The sequence below is a fragment of the Pseudotabrizicola formosa genome (assembly GCF_002900965.1).
GTDB lineage: Bacteria > Pseudomonadota > Alphaproteobacteria > Rhodobacterales > Rhodobacteraceae > Pseudotabrizicola > Pseudotabrizicola formosa.
This window is the reverse complement of sequence record NZ_PJOM01000002.1, coordinates 491559-516822: the sequence shown is the minus strand read 5'-3', so window position 1 is coordinate 516822 and position 25264 is coordinate 491559. Positions and strand designations below refer to the sequence as shown.

The window sequence follows — 25264 nt, the reverse complement described above, 5'->3', positions numbered from 1 at the left end:
CATGAGCGAACCGGGGAGCCTTGTGCGCGCACTCTCCGGACGGCAGACGGCGCGGAACTACCATTCCTATGTGATTGCCGAGGTGGGTCTGGGCATCGCCTCGGGCCGCTTTGCCGTGGGCTCGATCCTGCCCAATGATGCCGAGATGATGGACAGCTACGGCGTGTCGCGCACCGTGCTGCGCGAAGCGCTGAAAACGCTGGAGGCCAAGGGGCTGGTCGAGGCGCGGGCCAAGGTCGGCACGCGGGTGCTGTCGCGCAGCCGCTGGAACCTGTTCGACCGCTCGGTTCTGGGCTGGATTCAAGAGGCCGGGCCGGATGCCGCCTTCCTTGCCAGCTTCACCGAGCTGCGCGAGACGGTCGAGATGCAGACGGCCACCCTCGCCGCCACCCGCCGCACGGCCGAGCAGGTGCGGATGCTGCACTACTGGCTGAACCAGCGCGCCGCCATGGGGGCGATGCCGGAACCCTTTGCGCTGGCGGAATTCGAATTCCACCGCACCCTGTTCGAGGCCAGTCAGAACCCGTTCCTGCGCGCCGCATCAGGGCTGGTGGAATTTGGCGTGGTGCAAAGCACACAGGCCCGCATCCGCGCCGGGGTTACCGAATTTGCCCAGGAAAAATCTGCCCATTACAAGGCCTTGGCTGATGGCGTCACCGCAGGCGATCCACAGGCAGCGGCCCGGGCATTGGCCGCGATCCTGGCGCAGGATCATGCCTGGACGATCCCCTGACACGGGCGCTGCGGACCTGCCTGCGCGTCAGGTGACCCTGGCGCGGCAAAGCGGGACCGGCACGCCCCTCAAATCAGGCCCCCGTCACGCGGCGCTTGAAGTTTCATCCCCGCGACCCGCGCGATAGCCCAGCACCACCGCCGACAAGAGCCCATTGCCCGACAGATACCCGGCATCGCCCGACCCCGATACCCCACAGGCCGCGCCACCGCCGGCCCAGAGGTTGCCCAAGGGCTTGCCTTGCGCCGACAGAACGCGACCCTGACCATCGGTCACCAGACCGCCCTGGGTGTGGAACAGCGCTCCGGTCACCCGCACCGCCACAAAGGGTGCGGTCAGGGAGGACACGCCCGCCAAGGCGCGGCCAAAGCCATCCGGCGCACCGGTTTTCGCCGCCTCGAAGGCCGCGAGCGTATTGGCAAGCGCATCGGGCGGCAGCCCCGTCGCCTGCGCCAGCGCCGCAACGGTGGGGGCCGTCTTGACCGCGCCCTGCGCCTCGGCATCGCGGAAATCCTGAAACTGGCGCGCGACGCCGGCAATACGGGCATCAAAAATCGCCCAGGCCAGCCCTTCGGGCTGGGCCAGCACCGCGCACGCCGCCTCGGAATAGCCCTGCGCCTCGTTCCAGAACCGCTTGCCCTGCAGATTGACCTGACAGCCGCCTTCCATGATCGTGGCCCAGGTGATCAGAATGCCATGCGGATGCGCCACATTGCCATGGCCCTGATAGGCCCCCGCATGGCGGACCGCCGCACCCAAGGCAGCGCCCCATGTCATCGCCTCGCCCTGATTGCCGGGATGGCCGAAATAGAGCGCATCGGCGATGGCGGGCATGTGCTGTGCCACCATCGCCTTGTTGCCGCCAAAGCCGTTGCAGGCCAGGATCAGCCGGTCACAGCCGATGCTGTCTGCGCTGCCATCGGGCCGGGTGATCTGCACCCCGGTGACCCGGGCACCATCAGCGTACAGGGCCGTCACCTGCGCCTCGGTCAGAATGTCGATGCCCATCGCCTCGGTCGCGGCCCGCAAGGCGTTCACCAGCGCAAGCCCCGACCGGCTGGGCAGGCCATGCATCCGACGGGCCGAATGGCCCGGATAGGTGAAATCGGTGATCACGGACAGCTCCAGCCCGTGGCGATCGGCCAGCCAATGCAGCACCTGTGCTGCGCCCGTCGTCAGCGCGGCCTCAAGCGCGGGGTCGTTTTCGTGATGGGCCTTGGCGGCAATATCCGCCGCAAACTGCGCGGGGCTGTCGGTGATGCCGGCCGCCGCCTGCCAGCGCGTGCCGGCCGCCGGGATCAGCCCGGCCGACAAGGCGGTGGAGCCCCAAGGCACCGCATCGCGTTCCAGCACCAGCACTTCTTGGCCCGCCTCTTGCGCGGCAAGCGCGGCGATCAGCCCGCAGGCCCCCGCGCCCACGATCAGCGTCTGGACCCGCGCCTCATGCGCCACCGGCGGCAGGATCATGGGTTGGTCCCGTCAAACCGGGCCCCCACCGCCAGCAGGTCAGCCGTGCCGATGCGGTCGTTCAGCCCGTCGAAATCATACATCCGGTTGGCAAAGGGCGTGTTCGACCCATGCGCCATCAGGCTGGCATAATAGTCGCCTGCGGTGCGCGCCAGGGCGCGCACGATTCCGCCGGGAAAGATCACCAGATCAAAGCCCAGCGCCTGCAAATCCGCGGCCGACCGGATCGGCGTGGCCCCGCCCTCGACCATATTGGCCATCAGGGCGGCGCGCCCCCGGAAGGTCTGCGCCACCTGGGCCAGTTCATCGCCGGTGCGCGGGGCTTCGATGAAAAGCGCATCGGCACCCGCCTCCAGATAGGCGCCCGCCCGGTCTATGGCCGCCGCGAAACCCTCGACCGCGATGGCATCGGTGCGCGCGATGATCAGGGTCTGGTCACTGGCCCGGGCCTCTGCCATGGCCGCGATCTTGCCCACCATCTCGGCGCAAGAAATAAGCGATTTGTCGGCCAGATGCCCACAGCGTTTCGGATAGGTCTGATCCTCGATCTGCAGCGCACTGGCGCCCGCGCGTTCATAGGCCCGCATGGTGCGCTGCGCGTTCAGCGCATTGCCAAAGCCGGTATCGGCGTCAATGATCACCGGCAGCGCCACACGGTCACGGATCAGCGCCATGGTATCGGCCATTTCCGACATGGTCGTCAGCCCGATATCGGGCCGCCCCAGCCGGGTATAGGCCACGGCGGCACCCGACAGATACAGGGCCTCGAACCCGGCATCGGCGGCGATGGCTGCGGTCAGTCCGTCATAGACACCGGGGGCGATCAGGATCTGCGGCTGCGCCAGGCGGGATTTCAGGGTCATGCGGCACCTTTCAACAACTCTGCGGCCTGTGCACAGGTCATCTGCTCGGTGACAGAGGCCAAGGACAAAAGCGTGGCGTCGTGTACATCGTCGCGAAAGGCCGCGCAGCCATCGGTCAGCACAACCGTATGCAGGCCCCGCAGATGCGCGTCGCGCAGCGTCGAGGCCACCCCGCCATTGGTCACGATGCCGCCCACGATCAGCGTGTCGATGGCCAGATGGCGCAAGATATATTCCAGCCGGGTCTGATACAGTGCGGAATAGGCCACCTTCTCCACGGTGAAATCGGCCGGTTTCAGGCTCTCGACCAGATCATGGCCAAAGCTGCCGGGGGCGAAATCTCCTGCCGTCAGAAACGGACGCAGCTGGGCCAGATGCGGCGCGATCAGGGGCCCGTCCGGCCCCGGCACCAGGGTGAACTGGGCCGAGATATACACACCCCCCGCCGCGCGCAGCGCATCGCGCACCGGGGCGATGCGGCCCGGCAGCGCGCTGATCGCCGCGGCACTTTGGCCTGCACGGCCATAAGCGCCCTCGGGATGCAGGAAATCATTCTGCAGGTCTATGGTCAGAAGCGCGGTCTTGCGCGGATCAAGCTTCATCGTCACCCTCCCGCGTCAGGATCACATTGCCATAGGCATCGACTGTGCCGATCAGGCCCGGTTCGACAAGGATCGTGGTGTCGGGCTGTTCCAGCACGGCAGGGCCCCGGATGACGGTGCCCACCGGCAGGGCCAGCCGGTCATAGATGGCCGCCGCGCACCACCCGCCGCCAAAGTGGACCCGCCGCGTGGTGCGCGGCGTCACCGGACCGCTGGTCGTGGGGGCCAGCGTGGCCAGATCAAACTTCGGCCGCTGTCCGATCACCGCGGTCCGCAGGTTCAGGATGCGGCTGACACCCCCGGGCAACAGCCGGCCAAAGACGCGCAGATAGGCCGCCTCGAAGGCCGTCGTAATGGCATCAGGGGTCGGCGGGGTGACCGCATCGCCGCTGATCGTGACCGGCAAGGGCACCGAGACGGTATGGGTCTGACCGACATAGGCCATGTCCAGCTCGACGGTAACGGTGCGCGCGGCAAAGGCCCCGCCGCTGGCCGCCAGCATCGCCTGCCCCTCCGCCAGATGCCCGCCAATCAGCGCCGCAAGCGCCGCGCCATCCGCCGCCGCCGTCAGCTGGTTGACCGTCTGCACGAAATCCGCCCGCATGTCGGCAATCACGCAGCCCATGGCCGATGTGACACCCGGATAGCGCGGCACGATGGCCCGCGACAGGCCGACCTCGGCCAGCATCGCTCCGGCATGCAGGGCGCCGCCGCCGCCAAAGGGCATGAAGGCAAAATGTTTCGGATCATGGCCCCGTTCAATGCTGACCAGACGGATGGCACCGGCCATCCGCGAATTGGCAACGCGGATGATCGCCTCGGCCGCCTCTTCGGTGCCAAGCGACAGCGGCGCGCCCACATGCCGGTCAATCGCTGCCCGCGCGGCGTCAACATCCAGCCGCCCGCCGCCAATCGGCCGGTCGGGGTCGATGCGGCCCAGCACGATATTGGCATCCGTCACCGTGGGGCGGGTATTGCCGCGCCCATAGGCAACGGGGCCGGGATCAGAGCCCGCGGATTCCGGGCCGATGTTCAAAAGCCCGCCCTTGTCCACCCAGGCAATGGACCCGCCGCCCGCGCCGATGGTCGTGATCTCGATCATCGGAACCCGCACGACCATGCCGAAGTCGACGGCGGTCTGCGCCGCCAGCGCCGCCTGCCCGCCCGAGATCAGCGCCACATCAAAGGACGTTCCCCCCATGTCGCCGGTGATGATATCAGGACAGCCGGCGGTCTGCGCGATATAGGCCGCCGCAATCACCCCTGCGGCCGGCCCCGACAAGGCGGTACGCACCGGCAGCCGACAGGCCGTCTCCACCGCCATGACACCGCCGTTTGACTGCACGATCAGAAACTCACCGCCAAACCCCTTGCCCTTCAGCGCGCTTTCCAGGCGGCTCAGATAGCCTGCCACCTCGGGCTGCAGATAGGCATTGAGCGCGGTGGTGGAAAACCGCTCGAATTCGCGGATCTCGGGCAGGATTTCCGACGAAGAGGCCACATGCGGAGTGGGCCAGATCTCGCGCAGCGCCGCCACGGCGGCCTGTTCATTGGCCGGGTTGGCATAGGAATTGACAAACAGCACCGCCACCGCAAGACAGCCCTGATCCAGCAAGGCCCGCCCCGCCGCGCGCACCGCGTCCAGATCCACCGCCGTGCGGATGGTGCCATCGGCCAGCGTGCGCTCGGGCACTTCAAGCCGCAGGTCGCGCGGCACCACGGGCGTGAAATCGCCGCGCAAGCCCCAGGTGCGCGGCCGGTCGCGGCGGCGCATTTCCAGCACGTCGCGAAAACCGGCCGTGGTGATCACACCGATGCGCGCGCCCTTGCGCTCCAGCAGCGCATTGGTGCCTGCGGTGGTGCCATGCACCACGGTCGCCACCTTGCCAAGATCCGACACCCGCTGCGCGATACCGGCCAGGAACCCCGCCGACTGGTCGGGGCGCGAGGTGGGCACCTTGGCGACTTCGGCCCGGCCGGTCGCCGCATCCAGCACGAAGATATCGGTGAAGGTGCCGCCGACATCGACACCGATCAGAATGGACCCGCTCATGCTGTGACACTCCGCCATGCGCTGCCATAGGCGGCGTCCGCCGCCGCTGCGCTCACCAGACCCAGCGCCACATCGCGCGCCACCAGCCCCGGGTCGCGCCCCTCTGCCGGGCCATAGCCACCGCCGCCCGGCGTTTCAAGCCGCACCGCATCCCCCCGCGTCAGCCGCATGCCTGTCCCTTTCGATACCATGGCAGGTGTCGCCCAATCCGGCCCGTTGGAATAGCTGAACCGGTTCAGGGCGGCATCCCCCCCTCCGGCGGCCCCCTTGGGCGCATGTCGCCCACGCTCGCCAAACAGGAAGACCTCTGCACTCTCCTCCAGAAGTTCGATCTCGTACACCGCGCCAAGACCACCGCGCTGCGCCCCTGCCCCGCCACTGTCTGGCCGCAGCGCCCATTGCCGGAACATCACCGGATAAGCGGATTCGAGGATCTCGACCGGCGGGATCGTCGCGGTCGAGATCGGCGCATTGCCATGGTTGAGCCCATCGCCCTGCGCGCTGCCGCCATGCCCGCCGCCATAGAACGAGAACATCACCCAGCGCCGCCCGTCACGGCGATATCCCGCCAGCGACAGCGCATTGATCGTGCCATAGGCATTGGCCACCACCAGCTCGGGCGCGGCCTGTGCCATGGCCGAGAAAATCACATCGATCATCCGCAGGATGGTTTCGGTATAGCCACCCGTGGGCGCGGGAAACTCTGCCGCAAGCAGGCTGCGATCGGGCACGATGATGTCAAGCGGGCGCATCACGCCGGCATTCGCGGGAAGGCCCGGAAAGATATGCTTGATCGCCACATAGACAGCAGCAATCGCCGTCCCCTTCGAAATGTTCACCGGCCCCGCCGTGGCAGGCGCAGTCCCGGTGAAATCAAGGCTCAGGCGGTCCCCAGCCACCGTCAACGCCACCGTGATCGGCAGGGCAACATCGGTGATCCCGTCATTGTCCAGATAATCGGTCGCCTCCCAGCGTCCATCGGGCAGCGCCGCAACCTCGGCCCGGATCAGGGTTTCCGCCCGGTCCGACAGCGCGTCCAGCGCGGCGCGCACCGTTGCCGCCCCGTATTCCGCCAACAATCCATCCATCCGCCGCACGCCCAGATCCAGCGCGCTCAACTGCCCGTTCAGATCGCCCTGCGCCGAGGCCGGCAGGCGGGTGTTGCGCAGGATGATGTCGATCACGTCCTGCTGCACCGCACCGGCGCGCATCACCTTGACGGGTGGCAGCACGAAGGCCTCCTGGAACACCTCGGTGGCGCGCGGGTTGTAATTGCCCGGCACCGCCCCGCCCACATCATGCCAATGGCCCACCGATGCCAGATAGCAGAACAGCTGGCCCTGATGGTAATAGGGCCGCACCAGCCGCATGTCGGACAGATGCGTGCCGCCGATATGCGCGTCGTTGAAGATATAGACATCGCCATCCGCCAGATCCCCGTCGGCGGCCGCCTTGTCGATCACGGCCTTGACCGCAAAGGCCATCACGCCCACGAAAATCGGCAAGCCGGATTTGCCCTGCACCAGCGTGTCCCCGGTCGTGGCATGATACAGCCCGTGGCTGGCGTCATGCGCCTCGGCGATGATCGGGTTGAAGGCAGAGCGGAACAGTGTCGCGTCCATCTCGTCGGCGATCTGCTCCATGCGGCCTGCCAGTACAGCCAGGGTGATGGGATCAATCATTGCGCAGCCCCCCGGGCCTGACTTTCGGCGATGTCATTCCACACGTCCTGGCGCAGGATGCGCCCGTCCTCTAACACGAAGCGGTCAATGAAGCGGATGCCGGAAAACGCCGCACCATCGGGCCATTCGCCGTGCAACCTGCCAAAGCAATAGACAATCGATCCCATGGCATCGAACCTTTCATAGGTCTTTTTCACAAAACGGTAGCGCGGCTTGGCCCAGGCCACCAACTGCTCCAGCGTCTCCATCCGCACACCGCCCGGAAAGGTCATGGCAAAACCCGGTGCCAGATGGGCGCGGGCCGAAGGCAGATCACGCGCCTCCATCGCTGTCAGAAAGCGGCGCACCACCTCGCCCGCATCCGCCAGCGCCGGCCCGGCCGTCCGATGCGCGCCGCCTCGCAGATAATTCGCGGCGGGCATTTCCGACAGGATCACGGTCACCGCCTCGGCCGGGGCCGCCACCACAGAACGTACGGCCTCGGTCATGGCCTGGCCAAGCCGGGTTTTGACCGACGCCTCATAGCCTTCAAGGATCTGCACGGTGACAATGGGCATGGTGCGACTCCGACAAAATAACCTGTATGATTTTTAATACCGCTTTTGGCACTCAGGCAATACATTTAGTTGCGCCTTGACCAGACATTTTAGTTGCTTTGTTGCAGACCGGGGGTAACATCACCGAGTCGAAAGGGCAGGTCATCATGGTGCTGGCAGCGCGGATTTCAGCAGACGGCAGCAAGGCGCAGCGGGTTTACCTGCTGATGCGCGACGAGATCACGCGCGGCGAGCTGGCGGCCGGCACGCTTCTACCGGGCGAGGTGCGCTTGGCCGAACAGCACGGGGTCAGCCGCGTCACCATCCGCCGCGCGCTGGATGCGCTGGCCCAGGAAGGGTTGATCGACCGCCGCCCCGGCTCTGGCACCCGGGTGACAGGCGCGGCCCCACAGGGGGCGGCAATCGCTGCGGATTTTGCAACCCTGATGCCCCAGCTGGTGCGGATGGGCCAGCAGACGACCGCGCGCCTGCTGGCCTATGCCTATGTGCCGGCACCGCCCCTGGTGGCAGAGGCGCTGCGCCTGCCCGAAGGCGGCCGGGTCCAGCGCGCGGTGCGGGTGCGGCGGATGGAGGGCGCCCCCTTCTCGCATCTCACCACCCATGTGCCCGAAGATATCGCGCAGGATTTCTCGGAAACCGATCTGGCCGCGACCCCGCTGTTCCGGCTGCTGGAACGTGCGGGCGTTCAGGTGGACCATGCCAGCCAATCGATCTCTGCCAGCCTTGCCACCCCAGATGTGGCCGAGGCGCTGGAGGTGTCGGTGGGCGCGGCCCTGATCACCCTGACCCGGGTGGTGTTCGATGCCTCGGGGCGCGGGGTGGAACATCTGTCTGCCTTGTACCGGCCAGACCGGTTCCGGCTGGACATGACATTGAACCGGGTGGGCAAGGCCGGGGCGCGGCAATGGGAACCGGTGCTGGTGCCGATGACAGACCTGGCCTCGGGGGCGGCGGAATGAAAACGCTGTTCGACAAGCTCTGGGAGGACCACCTGATCCTGACCCGCGCGGATGGCGCGTCGCTGTTGTGGGTTGACCGGCATTACGTGCACGAAGGCTCGCACCACGGCTTTCGCACCTTGGCCGCGCGCGGGATGGAAGTGGCAGAACCTGGGCTGACCGTCGGGGTCGCCGACCACTATGTGCCGACGCGCGGGCCTGTCGCCACCCCCGATATTGCGCGCATGGTGCAGACCCTGGCCGACAATACGGCGGCGCATGGCATCCGGCTGTTCGGGCTGGGCCATGCCGGTCAGGGCATCGTGCATGTGATGGGGCCGGAACAGGGGCTGACGCTGCCCGGCATGCTGGTGGTCTGCGGCGACAGCCATACCGCCACGCATGGCGCCCTCGGGGCCTATGGGTTTGGCATCGGCGCGACCGAGGTGGCGCATGTGTTGGCCACGCAGACAACCTGGCAACGCAAACCGGCGCGGATGCGGATCACCTTTACCGGACAGGCCGGCCCCGGGGTCGGGGCCAAGGACATGGCCCTGGCATGGATTGCCCGGCTGGGCGCGGATGGCGCGCGCGGCCATGCGGTGGAATATGCCGGGCCCGCCGTCCGTGCCCTGTCGGTCGCGGGCCGGCTGACGCTGTGCAACCTGTCGATCGAGGGGGGCGCGCGCACCGGCCTTGTGGCCCCCGATCAGACCACCTTTGACTGGTTGCGCGGGCGGACCTTTGCCCCTGCCGATTTCGACGCGGCCTGCGCAGACTGGGCCAGCCTTGCCTCTGACCCGGACGCAGCCTTTGATCGCGAAGTCACGCTGGACATGGCCGAGGTCGCCCCGATCGTGACCTGGGGCACCAGCCCCGAGGATGCGCTGCCGATCACCGCCACCATCCCCGACCCCAGCCGCGTGACAGACCCGGCCCAGGCCAGCCGTATCGCCGCAGCCCTTGACTACATGGGTCTGACCGCCGGTCGCCCGCTCGACAGTGTGGCGGTGGATCAGGTGTTCATCGGATCTTGCACCAATGCCCGGATCGAGGATCTGCGCGCCGCCGCCGCCGTTCTGGCCGGACGGCAGGCCAAGGTGCCGGGCATGGTCTCGCCCGGCTCGGCTCTGGTCAAGGCGCAGGCCGAAGCCGAGGGGCTGGACCGGATTTTCACCGCCGCCGGGCTGGATTGGGTGGGGTCGGGCTGTTCGATGTGCGTCGGCATGAATGGCGATGTGGTCGCGCCGCAAAGCCGCTGCGCCTCTTCGACCAACCGCAATTTCCGCGGCCGTCAGGGCCCGGGCGCACGCACGCATCTGATGTCGCCTGCCATGGTGGCCGCCGCCGCCGTGACCGGCCACCTGACCGATGTGCGCCCGCTGCTGGAGGGGCGTATATGACAGGCTGGACCCTGCATCACGGCCTTGCCGCCGCCTTGCCGCTCGAAAACATCGACACCGACCAGATCATTCCGGCGCGCTTCATGTCGGCCCCAAGGGAGGAAGGCTATGGCCGCTTCCTGCTGCATGACCTGCGCCGCGACGGCGACGCGCTGCGGCCGGATTTCACCTTGAACCACCCGCAGGCCCAAGGGGCCAGCCTTCTGGTGGCGCGGCGGAATTTCGGCGGCGGCTCCTCGCGTGAGGCGGCGGTGTATGCGCTGCATGATGCCGGGTTCCGCGTGGTGATCGCACCCAGTTTCGGCGACATCTTTGCCGCCAATGCGGTGAACAACGGCCTGCTGCCCGCCCGCATCACCGAAGATCAGGCCGACCGCCTGCTGGCGGCCTGCCCTGCCGTGATGACCGTTGATCTTCAGGCCCAGATGCTGACGACCGGCTCTGACAGCATCCCTTTCGCGCTGGACCCGGTGTGGCGTCAGAAGCTGATCAACGGCTGGGACGACATCGACCTGACGGCGTCGCACGCCGCCGCCATCACCGCCTTTACCAAGACCAGACAGGCCCGCGCACCCTGGGTCTGGCCCAATGACTGACACCGCCACGCGGGCGGCGCAGACCAAACCGGGGATCAACCCCACACCAACAGGGAGACGACCATGACACTGATGAACCTGACCCCCGTCAAGATTGCGGGCCTGAGCCTTGCAAGCCTGCTCTTGGCCACCACCGCCATGGCGCAGGACAAGCTGACAGCCGTGCACGCCTTTTCCCCCAACCTGATCTACACCCAAAGCTTTCTCGACTTTGTCGCCAAGGTCAACGAGGCCGGCCAGGGCGTGATCGAGATCGAGGTGCGCGGCGGCCCCGAGGCGATCCCCACCGCGCAGCAGCCCGATGCGGTCCGTGACGGCATCGTCGACATGGTCCATACGCCGGGCAGCTTCTATGCCGGGTCCTTGCCGGAAAAGGACGCGCTGGTCGGATCGAACATCACGGCGGTCGAGGCGCGCGCCAATGGCGGCATTGACCTGATCGATGCGATCCATCAGGAAAAGATGGGCGTCAAATACCTGGGCTGGTTTGACAGCGGCGTGTCCTACAACCTGTGGATGGTCAACGAACCCAAGTTCAAGGACAACGGCGATCTTGACCTGTCGAATGTCAAATTGCGCGGCAACGCCGTCTATAACGCGTTTTTCACCAACTATCTTGGCGCGCAGGTGATCGACCTGCCCACCGGCGAGGTCTATGGCGCGCTGGAAAAAGGTGTGGTGGACGCCACCGGCTGGACCCAGATCGGCTTGATCGACCTGAAATGGAACGAATTCGTCAAGTATCGGGTAGAGCCGTCGTTCTTTTCCACCGACATCGGGGTGATCGTGAACCTCGAGAAGTGGAACAGCCTGTCGGAAGAGGCCAAGCAGATCCTGACCGAACAGGCCATTGCGCATGAAGCCGCCAGCGTCGCGGCCCAGACCGACCGGCGGGATGACGAATTTGCCCGCCTCGACGCCGCCGGCATGACAGAGGTGACCCTCGAAGCCGAGGCCGCCAGCCGCTATCTGGCCGCGGCGCGCGATGAGACCTTCAAGCGGATGCGCGAACAGATGGAACAGCACCCGATGGGTCTGACCAATTACGACACGCTGATCGCCAAGTTCTACGACCTGTCCGCCGGGCAGTAACGCGCTGCGGCGGCACCCGCGCGGTGCCGCCGCCTCCCTTGTCCTGAAAGAAGGCGATCGATGCAGGTGCTCTGGAAACTCTATGACAGATTGGTGGATGGCATGGCGCTCACGGCGGCGATCTTGCTGGTCTGGCTGATGGTGGCGGTGACGGCCTCGGTTGTCATGCGCAACCTTGGCGCGCAGCCCTTTGCCTGGCTGTTCACCTCTACGGAATATGCCATGCTGTATATCACCATGCTGGGCGCGCCCTGGCTGGTGCGGCAGCGCGGCCATGTGCACATCGAACTGGTGACCGCGGCCCTGCCCGCGCCTGCACGCATCGCGCTAAGCCGCGCAGTCGCTGCGGCCTGCACCCTGATCTGCCTCTATCTGGGCTGGAAAGGCTATCAACTGGTCCAGACCAATCTCGCGCGCGGTGATTTCGACGTGCGATCCTATTACTTTCCGCGCTGGCTTCTGACCATCGCCTTTCCGGTCAGTTTCGGCCTGATGGCGGTGGAATGCGCCCGCTTCGTCTTTGGACGTGAGGTCATGCACTCGGGCGAGGCGGGGATACACGAATGATGTGGTTTGAAGCGCTGGCCCTGCTGTTGGGGGCAATCCTTGTGCTGATGGCCATCGGAATGCCGGTGGCACTGGCCTTTCTCGCGGCCAATATCCTGGGGGCCTGGGTGTTCATGGGCGGCGAGCGCGGCGTGACCCAGATGCTGAACAATGGCCTGGGCGCACTGACCTCCTATGCTCTCGTCCCCATCCCGCTCTTCCTGCTGATGGGCGAGATCTTCTTTCACACGGGCCTGGGTGCCCGCATGTTCAACGCCATCGACCGGCTGCTGGGCCGCATTCCGGGGCGGCTGAGCTATGTCACCGTCCTGGGCGGCACCGGCTTTGCCACGATGTCGGGGTCGTCGATGGGGGCAACAGCGCTGCTCGGCTCGCTGCTGGTGCCCGAGATGAACAAGCGGGGCTACAAGAAACACATGTCGATCGGCCCGATCCTGGGCACCGGGGGCCTGGCTATCATCATCCCGCCCTCGGCCCTGGCAGTTCTGCTGGCGACCATGGCAAAGGTCGATATTTCCGCCTTGCTGATGGCAGGGGTGATCCCCGGCCTGGTGCTGGCCAGTTTTTATGTGATCACCATATGGATTCAGACCAGGATCGACCCCGATGCAGCCCCGGCTTATGACGTGACACCGATCCCGCTGGCGGAAAAGCTGCGTCTGGTCCTGCGCGATGTGGTGCCCCTGGTCGGCGTGATGGCGCTGATCGTGGTGATGATGCTTTTCGGAATCGCCACCCCCTCCGAGGCCGCAGCCTTTGGCGCGCTCGGCGCGATCCTGGTGGCTATCGCCTTCCGCTGCCTGACCTTCGAGGCGATGCGCAAATCTGTTGTCGGTGCCTTGAAGGTCACGCTGATGGCCTATCTGATCGTCTTTGGCTCGGCCACCTTCAGCCAGATCCTGGCGTTTTCCGGGGCCTCGGGCGGATTGATCACCTGGGCAACCAGCTTTGACCTGGCACCCATCGTGATGCTGCTGGCGATGTTTGCGGTGCTGTTGGTGCTGGGGATGTTCATGGAACAGATTTCCATGATGTTGCTGACGGTGCCGGTCTTCTTCCCGCTCGCGGCCTCCTTGGGGTTTGATCCGGTCTGGTTCGCGCTGATCGTGCTGTTGGGGCTGGAGATCGGCTTCACCTCGCCGCCATTCGGGCTGCTGCTCTTCGTGATGAAGGGGGTCGCCCCGCCGGACACCACAATGCGCGACATCTATCTGGCGGCGCTGCCCTATATCAGCTGCACCTTGCTTCTGGTGGCGGTTCTGATCCTCTATCCCCCGCTGGCGCTGTGGCTGCCGGGCCTCTAGCCACCCTCCGCCTGCGACCATCGCGGCAATCCGCTCCCGAGCGCTTGCACGGCAGCTTTGCAAGGCTAACGCACCCTTGGCCGCCAGACCTTTCCAAAGGGCTGGCGCGCGCCCCGGCAAGGCAGCAAAACGGTTCAATGCTCTGATGTGAATGGTGCCCCCAGCAGGACTTGAACCCGCGACCCCCTGATTACAAATCAGGTGCTCTACCAGCTGAGCTATAGAGGCATGCCCTTGAAATAACCGCGCAGGCGGGCAGGTGCAAGCCCCTCAGCGATGAGTTCGGGCCAAAAGCGCCACCGCCAGCAGCCCGACGGCCATCACCACCAGGGCGGCGGGGGCGGCCTCTTCCAGCCGCTCGAGGCTCGCCAGTTCGAACACCCGCGTGGACAGGGTGTTGTAGTTGAACGGGCGCAACAGCAAGGTGGCGGGCAGTTCCTTGACGCAATCGACAAAGACCACCAAAAGCGCGGTGGCAACCGACCCGCGCATCAGCGGCAGATGCACGGACCGCAGCGCACCGCCGGGCGTGCGGCCCAGCGAGCGCGCGGCCATGGGCAGCGACGGCGAGATCCGGCCAAAGGCCGCGTCCACAGCCCCCTGCGCCACGCCAAAAAACCGCACCGAATAGGCCAGCACCAGCGCCGCCGCCGTGCCGGTCAGCATCAGCCCCGGGTCCCAGCCACTCACCGCCAGCACCGCATCGGCCAGCTGATGGTCCAGCGCGGCCAGCGGGATCAGGATGCCCACCGCCAGCACCGCGCCCGGGGCCGCATAACCCAGGGTGGTGACCGGCAAGATCCAGCGCGCCACGCTGCGGTTGATCAGGCGCAGCCCATAGACCAGAAAGATCGCCGCCCCTACCGTCAGCCCCGCCGCCAGCCCGCCTGTCACCAGCGTATTGCCCAAAGCCTCGGCCAGTCCGGGCGACAGCCAGACCTCGGGGCGGCGCAGGCCGTGCCAGCCCATCACCGCAACCGGCAGCAGGAACCCGACACTGACCGGCACCATGCACAGCCCAAAGGCCAGCCAGCCGCGCGCGGGCGACAGTGTTGCAGGTTCCACCGGGCGCGCCGACCGGCCCACCCGGTGAAAACGGGCGCCGCGCCGGCTGATCCGCTCCAGCCCCAGCAGCACCAGGATCAGCGTCAGCACCACCCCGGCAATCTGCGCCGCCCCCCCGGCATTGTTGCCATTGAGCCAGGTCGAGAAAATCCCGGTGGTCAGCGTCTGCACCCCGAAATGCTGCACCGTGCCGTAATCGGCCACCGTCTCCATCAGCGCCAGTGCCACCCCGGTGGCAATCGCGGGCCGGGCCAGCGGCAGGCCCACGCGGGCAAACAGCCGCCACGGGCCGCACCCCAAAGCGCGCGCCACCTCATAGGACCCGCCCGATTGCTCGCGGAAGGCGGCACGGGCCAGCAAATAGACGTAAGGGTACAGCGCCGCCGACAGCACCACCACCGCCATCCCGCGCGACCGCACCTGCGGGAACCAGTAGTCGCGGGCGGTCTCAAACCCCATCACCTCGCGCAGGCCGCTCTGCACCGGGCCCGCATATTGCAGGAAATCGACCAGCGCATAGGCCCCGACATAGGCCGGAATCGCCAGCGGGAACAGCAGCACATAATCCAGCCAGCCCCGCCCCGGAAAGCGGTACATCGTGGTCAGCCAAGCCGCCCCCGTGCCCACCGCCGCCGTCAGCACCGCCACCCCCAGCATCAGGATCAGCGTATTGGCCAGATAGCGCGGCAACACCGTGGCCAGCAGATGCGGCCAGATGTTCTCGGTCGGGTGAAAGGCAATCCACAGCACCGAGGCCATCGGGGCCAGCACCACGACCGCAATCGCAAAGGCGCCCAAAGACCACAGGTCAGGGCGCGGTATCGCCCGCGCAGGTCGCGGAACTTGAGTGTTTTGCTGGGTCATCCTGCGCCCCAGATAGCACCGGCCGCCCTGCCCTGTCCAGATCACCTGGCCCGCCGGGCCGTCGCGGCGCAGCCGTGGCACGCAAGCCCCTGTCGGCAATTCTTCCGATGCCCCCCTGTGCGCGGGTCTGAATGTGCCTATAGTCGGGCACAATCAAGAACCGGCACAGGTCCATAGCTTTATGCGCATCGTCTACCACCTTGGCGCCCATTGCACCGATGACGAACGTCTGGTGCGCTGCCTTCTGAAAAATCGTCAGGTGCTGGGCGAGCAAGGGATCGTGGTGCCGGGGCCTGCACGCTATCGCACCTTGCTGCGCGACACGGCGATGACCCTGAAAGGCCAGCCCGCCAGCCGCGACACCCAGGCGCTGGTGCTGGACCAGATCATGGATGAAGACCGGGCCGACCGCCTGATCCTGTCATGGGAAAACTTCCTGTCCTTCCCGCAATGGGTGCTGAAAAACCGGCTCTACCCGGCAGCGGCCGAAAGGGTCAGCGCCTTTACCCAGATCTTTCCCGACATCGAGGCGGAATTCCATCTGGCGATCCGCAACCCGGCAACCTTTCTGCCCGACCTGTTTGCCAAACAGCGCGACAAGAGTTTTGACCAGTTCATGTCCGACATCGACCCCGCCGACATCCGCTGGTCGGATGTGATCGCCGACATGCTGAGCGCAAGCCCCGACGTGCCCTTTACCGTCTGGTGCGACGAGGACACGCCGCTGATCTGGCCCGAAGTGTTGCAGGCGGTCTCCGGCCATGCCGCAGGCACCGTGCTGACCGATACCAACGAGCTTTTGGGCACCATCATGTCGCCCGAGGGCCTGACCCGGATGACCGCCTATATGCAAAGCCACCCGGCGCAGACCACCGTGCAGCGCCGCCGCATTGTCTCGGCCTTCCTCGACAAGTTCGCCCTGCCGGAACGGGTCGAGATGGAGGTCGAGCTTCCGGGCTGGACGCAGGACACCGTGGCCAGACTGACAGAGGGCTATTATCAGGATGTCGCCCGCATCCGCGCCCTGCCGGGGGTCACCTTGCTGTCGGCCTGATCCGGCAAGAGGGTGCCCGCACGGCGCGCTGCTGTCAGGCCATCCCCAGCGCGGTCTTGTACATTTCCAGCACCGCTTCTTCCTCGGCAATCTCGTCGGGCTTGCGCTTGCGCAGCGCAATCACCTTGCGCATCACCTTGGTGTCATAGCCCCGGCCCTTGGCCTCGGCGAACAACTCCTTTTCCTGCTCGGCAATGTCCTTCTTTTCAGAGGCCAATTGCTCGGCCCGCTCGATGAACTGGCGCAGCTCGTCCGCAGTCACGGAATAATTGTCGGTGGGATCGCTCATCTTTGCCTCGTGCTGTGCTGATTGCCCCCTTCCCTAGCGTGGCCCCGTTACGGGTTCAAGGCTTGCACCGCGCCCAAAGCTGGGCTAGGCGGCGCAGAGCCATTGCCATGGGAGGCCGACGGATGGACATGCTGATCTGGGGAGGCGCGGTTCTGACCATGATCGGCGTGCTGACGCTGCTGTGGTGCATCTTTCTGGCGATGCGCGCCCGCAAGTCCGGCCTGCCCGATGGCCAGATCAAGGCCCAGCTTCAGCGCGCGGTGATCCTCAATCTTGGCGCTCTGGCCGTGTCAGGTCTCGGGCTGATCGTGGTGATCGTGGGGGTCGTGCTCAGCTGACTTTGGCCAGAAAGCCGCGCCCGGCGGATACCAGCGTATCCAGCGCCGGGGCTGGCACCCAGATATCGGCCTCCTCGCCCCAGATCCGCAGATCACGGCGCAAGATCAGCAGCCCCCGCTGATCGGCCCAATGCAGCGGGCCACCGCAGTCGGCAGGCAGGCCCAGGCCGTGAACCGCCACAAGATCGATATCGGACGCCGCCATCGCCAGCCCCGAGGCCAGCAGCCGCGCGCCTTCATTGGCCAGCGCCCCCAGCCAGCGGCGGATGATCTCTTCAGCCGGCATGTCGCGCGCCTCCGTGCTGGTCTCAGGCTTTGGCACCGCCGGGGAGGGCATGCCAAAGCCGGTCAGCGCCGCATGGATCGCCCCCGGGGCCACGCCAGAGGCCACCAGCGCCCGCAGCGCCGCAGCACTTGCCGCCGCCAGCCGGCCCGAAATCCCCAAGGGCGACTGCACGCCCGTCAGCACCACCGTCTGACCAAGCCGCCGCAGAAAGGCCAGCGCCATTGCCGCCTTCGCCGCCGGACAACTGGCGGGCAGGCCCAGTTCCGCCACCCGCCCCGACAGCACCAGACGAAAGGCCCCCGCCGGCAGATCGGCGCGCCCCATCCCCAGCACGACAACCGCATCGCGCAAGGCGGGCACAGCCATCTCCGCCCCCAGCACCACCAGATCGGCCTGCTCCAGCCCGGTCGCATCTGCCACGGGGCGCAGCCTTGCCCAATCGGCATCGCGCTGCACCGCAGACAAGGTACCGGCCTGCACCGCTGCCTCCTGACGTTGGGCAATGGTCTGCAGCATCGGCACCAGCCGGTCCCGGTCCGGTTCCAGCACCGTCACCGGCAATCCGCGCGCCAGCGACATCAGCGCCAGCGCCGCCAGCTGCGGCGATGACCCCAGCAGCGCCGGGCGCTGCACCGGCTCCGGCACCACCGCGCGCAAAGGCTCGGGCAGGCGGCTGGCCAGACGCTCCGCCCGCAGCAGATGCGCCAGCGCCGCCGTCTGCGGCAAGGCATCGCGCTCCAGCGCAAGGGCCGCCTCATAGGCATAGCCCTGCTCGGGCGGCAACAACAGCGCCGCTTCGGCACAATCGGCCAAAGCCATGGCAAGGCTTCCGGCTGCGGCATCGGCCCGCACCTGCCTGACCGCCGCCAGAAACGCCCGGCCATCGGGCACCACGGGGCGCGCGGGCAGCTCTTCCGTCCGGATCAGGGTCATCACGCCGGCCAAAGCCGCCTCGGCTGTCGCCTCTTCGATCACATGATCGACCAGACCGATGATCAGCGCATCGGCGGCCGCAACCGGCTTGCCGCTGATCAGCAGGCGCAGCGCATTCTCCGCGCCGATCAGCCGTGGCAGCCGCTGGGTTGCCCCTGCGCCCGAAATCCGCCCCAACCGCGCCGCCGGAAAGGCCATCCGCATCGCCGGGGTGGCCAGCCGGACCTGTGCGGCCAGCGCCATTTCCGCCGCCGCCCCCGCAACCAGACCATCCAGCAACACGATCACCGGCACCGGGCTGGTCTCGATGGCCAGACACAGGCTTGCCAGCGACGGGGCGACCGCGTCATCAGCCTCCGGCAGGTCTGGCCCGGCATCGGCATGTGCCGCAAGCATCTGGTCCGCGGCGCGCAGCACGATGGCCTCTGCATCCTTGTCCGCCGCCCGCAGCGCCGCCAGCAGCGCTGCCCGCTGTTCCGCATCAAGCCAGCCGCCGCCAGACCGACGGTTCAGGCAGATATCTGCCACCCCGCCCGAAACGGTCACGTCCACGCCGTTTGCCACTGCCCCGCCCTTTTCACCTGCCCCGGCGGTTACAGTGCCTTGCAACACCGAGCGCGGTCAAGGCGCTGTTCATATTTCGTTAACAATGATGAACGAAACACCGAGGCGAAGATCAATGTGACATCAGGGGATTAGCGGCTGCGCCACAAGGATCACCCCCGGCCAGGGCGCTCCGCCGCGGCCCGGTCGGCCTCGGCTGCGGCTGGCAGGCCGGGCAACACCGTGCCCAAGGCCCGCATTTCACCCAGCAATGTCTGCAGCCTGCGGTCACGCCCCTTTTGACACCCGCCGCAGCAAGCGCCCCCGCTGCCGCAGGATGAGGCACGCTCTGTGGTCTCCGCCATCGTTTTCCCCTGATCTGTGAAGGTAATGTCACGCATGGGCGACACAGCCGCGGCACAGCGGCGTGAAGGGCAGCACATCAAGCCGCGCCTCGCCGATAGGACCGCCGCAATGGGCGCAGATCCCGTAACTGCCGGTGTCCACCCGGCGCAACGCGGCCTCTATGGCCCGCAGCTCGGCCTGCGCCGACTGGCCCAGACCTTCGAGCACCTCATCCGCCTCGCGCTCGGTCGCAAGATCAGACCAGTCCGGGTTGTGATGACTCACCAACTCCGTCCCGATTCCCTCCAGACGTTCGGCCAAAACCGACATGCGTTCCAACAATTGCGTTTTGCGGTCTTGCAGCGATTTTGCCATGCTCTACTCCCTGATCTTCTGGCACTATCGCGTCAAATGCGGCGGCTTTCCTTGATGCAGGTCAAATCAGACCCTCAGACCGCAACAGGATGCGGGCGGCACGCGGCCCCGTCGCAGACCGGCTTTGACACCTGCCCCGCGCAGTCCTGCCCCGGCGCGCGGGACTTTCCCGATCGCAAGCAGGGCTCCGGCCTTTCCTGTCGCATCGGTCGCGGCTATGGTCGCCCCGCGCCCGCCGCAAAGCCGTTCTTCCAAAGGAGACTTCCCATGGACATCCGCCCGCTGACCCCTGATTACGCCGTCGCCCCCCAGATCGACCCGCAGGATTTTGCCGCAATCAAGGCTGCGGGCTACACCCGCGTGATCGACAACCGCCCCGATGCCGAAATTCCAGCCTCCCATCACGCCAGCACCATGCAGGCCGCCGCCGAAGCGGCCGGGCTGGAATTCGTGGTGAACCCGGTGATCGGCGGCGCGCTGACCATGGCCAATGTCACCGCTCAGGCCGAGGCCATGGCAACGGCGACAGGCCCGGTGCTGGCCTATTGCGCCAGTGGCAACCGGTCGTCGATCTGCTGGGCCTTGGCCAAGGCCAAGGAGATGCCCGCCGAAGAGCTGATCGGCCTTCCCGCGCGCCATGGCTACAACCTCGAAGGCCTGCGCCCACAGATCGAGGCATTGGCAAAGGCCTGATCGGGCGCAAAAGCCGGGGCAGAGCGGTCTGCGCCCGCGCCCCTGTCCCGCAACGCGGGATGGGCGCATCGGCGCGGGCAAGCACTGCCCGCTGTCCGCCGACAGGGGGTCAATCGGTGCCGGTGGCAGAAAAACCCGCAAAGTCGAAATCCATCGGGGCCATCGGCTCAAGCTCCGGCATCGGGTCCGGCTCCGGCGCGCCCCAGGCGGCAACGGTGGCGGGCGAAGGACCGTCCAGCCCCATGCCATCTGCTGGCGACGCAGCCGCCTCCCCCCCCTGTGCCGTCAGGCGCAGGGCGCGCATGCCGCGATGCTGGCCCAGCTTGCCCTCTCCCACCTGACGGCCGTCAAGGCCGTCAAGGCTGATCCGTTCCAGCGCGGCATTGGGCAAGGGCAGCACCATATCGACGGACAAGGCCATCACCTCGACCAGTGGCATCGACAGCCGCGCCAGCACCGCCTCGATCTGGCAGGGTGCCGCATCCACCCGGCTGGCAAGGGCGGCGGCAAAGGCCGGGCGCGATACCGAAGAGGGCATGGCATGCGCCGCAAGCTGCGGCTTGCGGCCCCGCCCGGTGGCAGGCAGGATCAGCCACATATCGCCCACCCGCGCCCCGTGCGACACCGACAGGCGGGCGGTCAGCGTGCGATAGGTGACATCCTCCAGCAACAGGCCCAGGGGGCGCGCCTCTTCGATAAAGCTGGCAAAGCGAAAGCCGCTGGTCCACACCAGATCGCCATCTTCGGCCAGCGCCTCCTCCAGATGCGACAGCGCCAGATCTGCCAGTGGCGACAGCATGGCCGCATCGGTGCGGGTGGGCTTGCGCGGATCGGGGGCCTGGGTGCCACATTTGCCCACCGTCAAGGCCTCGATCATCGCGGCCAGCAGGTCAGGCGACAGGATCAGCAGGCCCAACCCGTCCTCGGGGCCTTCCAGCATCAGGATCAAGGCCCGTTCGGGCGGTATGTCCAGCAGTTCGGCCAGCGACAGCCGCGATGACGATACGCTGACAAAATCCACCGGCAGATCCATCATGTCGCGCGTCGCCCGCGCAAAGCCGATGCGCCAGGCCCGTTCGGCCCCCGGCCCGCCGGCGGTCGCGGCCTGCTGTCTGGCCTGCAGTTTCTTGCGCAACACCTCACCCGCCACGGCGACCCCGATCCTTATCCGCTTTGCGCCAGTGTCGCGCAGCAGCGTTACCAAAGGGTTCACGCTTGCGGCCTAATCCGTCTTGCGCTCCAGCCGCAGCGGCACCGCCACCCGGAACGCGGCCCCGCCCTGCCCCGGCAGATAGGTGATCGTGCCGCCCAGATTGGCCATCACCTCGCGGCAGATCGCAAGGCCAAGCCCCGCCCCGCCCGCCCGGGTCTGGTCGGTCAGCCGCGCGAATTTCTCGAATATCAGTGCCTGACTGGCCTTGGGAATGCCCGACCCGTTGTCGGCAAAATCCACCGTCACCCGCCCGCCCCGCTGCCGCACCGAAATCCGCAGCTCGGGCATGTCAGAGTCGCAATATTTGCGCGCGTTCGAGATCAGGTTGATGAACACCTGCACCAGACGGTCGGCATCGGTGCGGATGAAGATATTCTCCATCGGCAGATCGCGGTGAATGACAAAGCTGCGCTCGGGCTTGGTGTGGCTCGCGCTTGCCAGCGCGCGGTCGATCATCTGGCTCAGGTTCGCCAGCCCCAGGTTCAGCTGCACCGTGCCATTTTCCAGCACCGACAGATCCAGCAGATCGTCCAAAAGCCGGGTCAGGCGCTTGGCCTCGTCATGGATGATGCGGCCGTAATTCGTCACCATCTCGGGCGGCAGATCCCCCTCGGTCAGAATCTCGGAAAACGCGCGGATGCTGGTCATCGGCGTGCGCAGCTCATGGCTGATCTGGCTCAGGAAGGCATCCTTCTGGATCGACAGCTGCATCAGCTTTTCATTGGCCTCGCGCAGCGCGCGCGCGGTGCGGGTCACCTCTTCCTGCTGGCTTTCCAGCCGGGCGGAATATTCCATGATCTGCGCCGATTCACTGGCCACCGCCATCAGATCCTCGACCGTCACCGTCGCGCGCCCGGCCAACTGGCTCATCATCGCATGCGCCGTTGCCGCCCCCACCGACCCCGCCAGCCGCCGTTCCAGCCGCGCCATGAACTCTGGCGTGGGGTCGGGCAGATAGCCCGCCTTGCCCTGCCCCTTCGCCTCGGCCTCGAAAAACACCAGCGCGTCATCATCGCCCATGATGCGCTGCGACATCACCAGCAGATCTTCGGGGTCCGCCAGCCCCCGTTCCCAGCCGCGCGGGCTGCCCGAAGGGGTGTCAAACACCCGCACAAAGGCCGCCCCCTGCATCCGTTCGACCGGGCCGGGAAAGGTGAACAGCGACCCGGTCAGGAAAGCGGCGGTGTTCAGAACCATCGACCAGAACAGCGCGTGCAAAAGCGGGTCCATCGTCGCCACACCAAACAGCGCCTGCGGGCGCAGCCAGTCGATGCCGAAGGGCCCTTGGACAAACACCAGCGCCGGGATCACCGCACCCGGGCCAAAGGAGGGCAGGAACAGCGTATAGGCCCAGACCACAAAGCCCACCGTCATCCCCAGCGCCGCCCCGATCCGCGTCGCCCCGCGCCAGAAAATGCCAAAGATCATCGCCGGCAGGAATTGCGCAACACCCACAAACGCAATCAACCCGATCGCCGCCAGCGCCGTCGATCCGCCCGACATCCGGTAATAGGCATAGCCCAGCCCCAGCACCACCCCGATGGACATCCGCCGCGACAACAGCACCAGCCTGCGCACATCGCCCGACACGGCCTTTGCAGGCCGCAGCCGCAGCCAGACCGGCATCACCACATGGTTGGACACCATGGTGGCCAGGGCAATCGACTCGACAATCACCATCGAGGTGGCCGAGGAAAACCCGCCCAGAAACGCCAGCATCGCCAAGGCACCCTGCCCTTCGGCAAGCGGCAGGGTCAGCACGAACATATCCGGGTTGGCGGTCGCGGGCAGCCGTTCCAGCCCCATCACCGCAATCGGCACGATGAACAGGCTCATCGCAAACAGATACAGCGGAAAGGCCCAGGACGCGGTCGCCAGATGCCGCTCATCGGCATTTTCCACCACCATCACCTGAAACATCCGCGGCAGGCAGATCACCGCCGCCCCGGCCGCGAACAAGAGCCCCGTCCAGCGGCCCGGCTGCAGCTTCCAGTCGGCAACATCCGATGCCGAGATCCGCGCGATCATATCGGCAGGCCCGTCCGCCATGCCCCAGACCACAAACACCCCCACCGCGATCAGCGCGATCAGCTTCACCACCGCCTCGACCGCGATGGCGGTGACGATGCCATGGTGCTGCTCTTTCGCATCCAGATTGCGGGTGCCGAACAGGATGGTGAACAGTGCCAAGCCCCCCGCCACCCAGACCGCCGTCGCCTCGGTTCCCGGCGGCGCAAAGCCATCATCGGTCGGGCTGGCAAAGACGCTGAAGGACAGGGTCACCGATTGCAATTGCAGCGCAATATAGGGCGTCGCCGCCACCACCGCGATCACCGTCACGATCACGCCCAGCAGGTTTGACTTGCCAAACCGGCTGGAAATCAGGTCGGCAATCGAGGTCACCCGCTGCTGCCGCCCGATCCGCACCAGCTTGCGCAGCACCCACCACCAGCCGATGAACACGATCGTCGGCCCCAGATAGATGGTCAGGAATTCCAGCCCCGACCGGGCCGCATAGCCAACCGCGCCGTAAAACGTCCAGGCCGTGCAATAGATCGACAGCGACAGCGTATAGATCAGCGGCGATTGCAGCCAGCCAAGCCGCCCCCGATCCGCCCGCCGTTCCGCGGCCCAGGCCACGCCGAACAGAAAGATCACATAGGCCAGACAGGACAGGACCAGAATGTTGAACGGCATCGCGGCGCGCCCCTACCGCCCCGGACCCGGATCAGCGGTCGCAGCAGGGTCATCGCCCTCGTCGGCGGTGTTCAACCCGCGCGAGATCAGCATGGCAAAGGCGATCAGCAGCGCCCAGACCACGAACAGATAAATGCCATCCGGCGCCGTGTCGCGCCGCACCGTGTCTTGCGGGGCCCAAAGCACCGGCATCAGCATCAGGAACAGCCCCACCACCGGCAACAGCCGCGCCGCATCGCGCCGCCGCCGCTGGCGATAGCTGGACCGGCGCAGAAACAGCGGCGGGTTACGCGATGAGGGGGCCACCCCGTCAGCCCCCGGTCAGGGCGCGGACGGCGGCGCGCATCTCGTCATTCGAAAACGGCTTGGTCATGAAATGGTTGGCCCCGGCGCGTTCCGCCGCCTCGCGGTCGCGGCCCTGCCCCTTGGCCGTCAGCATCATCACCGGCAGACCTTGCGTCACCGGATCGGCCCGCAGCTGCGCCAGAATCTCCAGCCCGCTGACACCCGGCAGCATCAGGTCCAGGATCACCAGATCCGGCATCTCGGCGCGCACGGCGGCAACCGCGCCCGCCCCGTCGGCAAGCGCCGTCACATCACAGCCGTCACGCGACAGGATGAATCGAATGGCCTCGGTGATGTTCGGCTCATCCTCGATGAGCAGCACACGCGCCGTCATATGCTCTCTTATCCCCCTTCCGGCCCAGGGCCG

At 66.7% G+C, this 25264-nt stretch carries 24 protein-coding genes and 1 tRNA gene; 10 read left to right on the top strand and 15 right to left on the bottom strand.

The annotated features are described in order from the left end of the window. Position 1: 1 nt before the first annotated feature. Positions 2 to 733, top strand: a complete 732-nt coding sequence (locus CXR43_RS06515; RefSeq protein WP_103333242.1) for a FadR/GntR family transcriptional regulator — start codon at positions 2 to 4, stop codon at positions 731 to 733. An 84-nt stretch (positions 734 to 817) separates the two neighbouring features. Here the strand turns inward: CXR43_RS06515 and CXR43_RS06510 are convergent, their stop codons facing one another. Genes CXR43_RS06510 through CXR43_RS06485 form a run of 6 tightly spaced genes read right to left on the bottom strand, consistent with a single transcriptional unit; the run spans position 818 to position 7957 of the window. Further along, the gene (locus CXR43_RS06510; protein WP_103333241.1) at positions 818 to 2200 is read right to left on the bottom strand and encodes an FAD-dependent oxidoreductase; all 1383 of its coding nucleotides are present in this window, start codon (positions 2198 to 2200) and stop codon (positions 818 to 820) included. Beyond that, on the bottom strand, positions 2197 to 3063 hold the full coding sequence (locus tag CXR43_RS06505; RefSeq protein ID WP_103333240.1) for an isocitrate lyase/PEP mutase family protein: 867 nt from the start codon (positions 3061 to 3063) through the stop codon (positions 2197 to 2199). The genes CXR43_RS06510 and CXR43_RS06505 overlap by 4 nt, the downstream gene beginning before the upstream one ends. Beyond that, positions 3060 to 3665, bottom strand: a complete 606-nt coding sequence (locus CXR43_RS06500; RefSeq protein ID WP_103333239.1) for a cysteine hydrolase family protein — start codon at positions 3663 to 3665, stop codon at positions 3060 to 3062. The genes CXR43_RS06505 and CXR43_RS06500 overlap by 4 nt, the downstream gene beginning before the upstream one ends. Beyond that, positions 3655 to 5718, bottom strand: coding sequence for a hydantoinase/oxoprolinase family protein (locus CXR43_RS06495; RefSeq protein WP_103333238.1), 2064 nt, complete (start codon positions 5716 to 5718; stop codon positions 3655 to 3657). The genes CXR43_RS06500 and CXR43_RS06495 overlap by 11 nt, the downstream gene beginning before the upstream one ends. Beyond that, entirely contained in the window at positions 5715 to 7400 is a 1686-nt protein-coding gene (locus CXR43_RS06490) for a hydantoinase B/oxoprolinase family protein (protein WP_103333237.1), read from the bottom strand. The genes CXR43_RS06495 and CXR43_RS06490 overlap by 4 nt, the downstream gene beginning before the upstream one ends. Beyond that, on the bottom strand, positions 7397 to 7957 hold the full coding sequence (locus tag CXR43_RS06485) for a tautomerase family protein (RefSeq protein WP_103333236.1): 561 nt from the start codon (positions 7955 to 7957) through the stop codon (positions 7397 to 7399). The genes CXR43_RS06490 and CXR43_RS06485 overlap by 4 nt, the downstream gene beginning before the upstream one ends. Before the next feature lie 146 nt (positions 7958 to 8103). Between CXR43_RS06485 and CXR43_RS06480 the strand changes: the two genes are divergently transcribed. The 6 genes from CXR43_RS06480 to CXR43_RS06455 all read left to right on the top strand — a co-directional run bounded on the left by CXR43_RS06480 (position 8104) and on the right by CXR43_RS06455 (position 13857). Next, positions 8104 to 8916, top strand: a complete 813-nt coding sequence (locus CXR43_RS06480) for a GntR family transcriptional regulator (RefSeq protein WP_103334060.1) — start codon at positions 8104 to 8106, stop codon at positions 8914 to 8916. Next, positions 8913 to 10298, top strand: a complete 1386-nt coding sequence (leuC, locus tag CXR43_RS06475; protein WP_103333235.1) for a 3-isopropylmalate dehydratase large subunit — start codon at positions 8913 to 8915, stop codon at positions 10296 to 10298. Before CXR43_RS06480 ends, leuC begins: the two co-directional genes overlap by 4 nt. Next, a complete protein-coding gene (gene leuD / locus CXR43_RS06470) occupies positions 10295 to 10894 on the top strand; it encodes a 3-isopropylmalate dehydratase small subunit (protein WP_103333234.1) in 600 nt (199 codons plus the stop codon). The genes leuC and leuD overlap by 4 nt, the downstream gene beginning before the upstream one ends. Positions 10895 to 10957: 63 nt before the next feature. Next, positions 10958 to 11986, top strand: a complete 1029-nt coding sequence (gene dctP, locus CXR43_RS06465; protein WP_246831292.1) for a TRAP transporter substrate-binding protein DctP — start codon at positions 10958 to 10960, stop codon at positions 11984 to 11986. Between the two features lie 60 nt (positions 11987 to 12046). Next, positions 12047 to 12553: a TRAP transporter small permease gene (locus tag CXR43_RS06460; protein ID WP_103333232.1), complete on the top strand. Its 507-nt coding sequence runs from the start codon at positions 12047 to 12049 to the stop codon at positions 12551 to 12553. Continuing rightward, on the top strand, positions 12550 to 13857 hold the full coding sequence (locus tag CXR43_RS06455) for a TRAP transporter large permease (protein ID WP_103333231.1): 1308 nt from the start codon (positions 12550 to 12552) through the stop codon (positions 13855 to 13857). The genes CXR43_RS06460 and CXR43_RS06455 overlap by 4 nt, the downstream gene beginning before the upstream one ends. A gap of 152 nt (positions 13858 to 14009) precedes the next feature. Here the strand turns inward: CXR43_RS06455 and CXR43_RS06450 are convergent. After that, positions 14010 to 14085 (bottom strand) — tRNA-Thr (locus CXR43_RS06450). A 42-nt stretch (positions 14086 to 14127) separates the two neighbouring features. Then, positions 14128 to 15786 (bottom strand): ABC transporter permease, encoded by a 1659-nt coding sequence (locus tag CXR43_RS06445; protein ID WP_103334059.1) that lies wholly within the window; start codon positions 15784 to 15786, stop codon positions 14128 to 14130. Positions 15787 to 15967: 181 nt separating this feature from the next. Here CXR43_RS06445 and CXR43_RS06440 point away from each other — a divergent pair, with 181 nt between their 5' ends. After that, positions 15968 to 16840 carry a hypothetical protein gene (locus CXR43_RS06440; RefSeq protein WP_103333230.1) on the top strand — a complete coding sequence of 291 codons (873 nt, stop codon included), beginning with the start codon at positions 15968 to 15970 and terminating at the stop codon, positions 16838 to 16840. Positions 16841 to 16874: 34 nt separating this feature from the next. Here CXR43_RS06440 and CXR43_RS06435 read toward each other — a convergent pair whose 3' ends face one another. Continuing rightward, the gene (locus tag CXR43_RS06435; RefSeq protein ID WP_103333229.1) at positions 16875 to 17129 is read right to left on the bottom strand and encodes a DUF2312 domain-containing protein; all 255 of its coding nucleotides are present in this window, start codon (positions 17127 to 17129) and stop codon (positions 16875 to 16877) included. Between the two features lie 122 nt (positions 17130 to 17251). On the opposite strand from CXR43_RS06435, the gene CXR43_RS06430 reads away from it, so the two are divergent. After that, a complete protein-coding gene (locus CXR43_RS06430; protein WP_103333228.1) occupies positions 17252 to 17467 on the top strand; it encodes a hypothetical protein in 216 nt (71 codons plus the stop codon). On the opposite strand, the gene CXR43_RS06425 is transcribed toward CXR43_RS06430, so the two are convergent. Then, entirely contained in the window at positions 17460 to 19250 is a 1791-nt protein-coding gene (locus CXR43_RS06425) for an enoyl-CoA hydratase-related protein (protein WP_168219766.1), read from the bottom strand. The genes CXR43_RS06430 and CXR43_RS06425 overlap by 8 nt on opposite strands. 372 nt (positions 19251 to 19622) lie before the next feature. Next, the gene (locus CXR43_RS06415; RefSeq protein ID WP_103333225.1) at positions 19623 to 19949 is read right to left on the bottom strand and encodes a TraR/DksA family transcriptional regulator; all 327 of its coding nucleotides are present in this window, start codon (positions 19947 to 19949) and stop codon (positions 19623 to 19625) included. A gap of 267 nt (positions 19950 to 20216) precedes the next feature. On the opposite strand from CXR43_RS06415, the gene CXR43_RS06410 reads away from it, so the two are divergent. Then, complete coding sequence (locus CXR43_RS06410) at positions 20217 to 20642, top strand: protein tyrosine phosphatase family protein (RefSeq protein ID WP_103333224.1); 426 nt, start codon at positions 20217 to 20219, stop codon at positions 20640 to 20642. A 109-nt stretch (positions 20643 to 20751) separates the two neighbouring features. On the opposite strand, the gene CXR43_RS06405 is transcribed toward CXR43_RS06410, so the two are convergent. Genes CXR43_RS06405 through CXR43_RS06390 form a run of 4 tightly spaced genes read right to left on the bottom strand, consistent with a single transcriptional unit; the run spans position 20752 to position 25231 of the window. After that, entirely contained in the window at positions 20752 to 21855 is a 1104-nt protein-coding gene (locus tag CXR43_RS06405; protein ID WP_146036485.1) for a FliM/FliN family flagellar motor switch protein, read from the bottom strand. Positions 21856 to 21864: 9 nt separating this feature from the next. Continuing rightward, entirely contained in the window at positions 21865 to 24552 is a 2688-nt protein-coding gene (locus CXR43_RS06400; RefSeq protein WP_103333222.1) for an ATP-binding protein, read from the bottom strand. A 12-nt stretch (positions 24553 to 24564) separates the two neighbouring features. Beyond that, positions 24565 to 24858, bottom strand: coding sequence for a hypothetical protein (locus CXR43_RS06395; RefSeq protein WP_103333221.1), 294 nt, complete (start codon positions 24856 to 24858; stop codon positions 24565 to 24567). Positions 24859 to 24862: 4 nt separating this feature from the next. After that, positions 24863 to 25231 (bottom strand): response regulator transcription factor, encoded by a 369-nt coding sequence (locus tag CXR43_RS06390; protein WP_103333220.1) that lies wholly within the window; start codon positions 25229 to 25231, stop codon positions 24863 to 24865. Between the last annotated feature and the right edge of the window lie 33 nt (positions 25232 to 25264).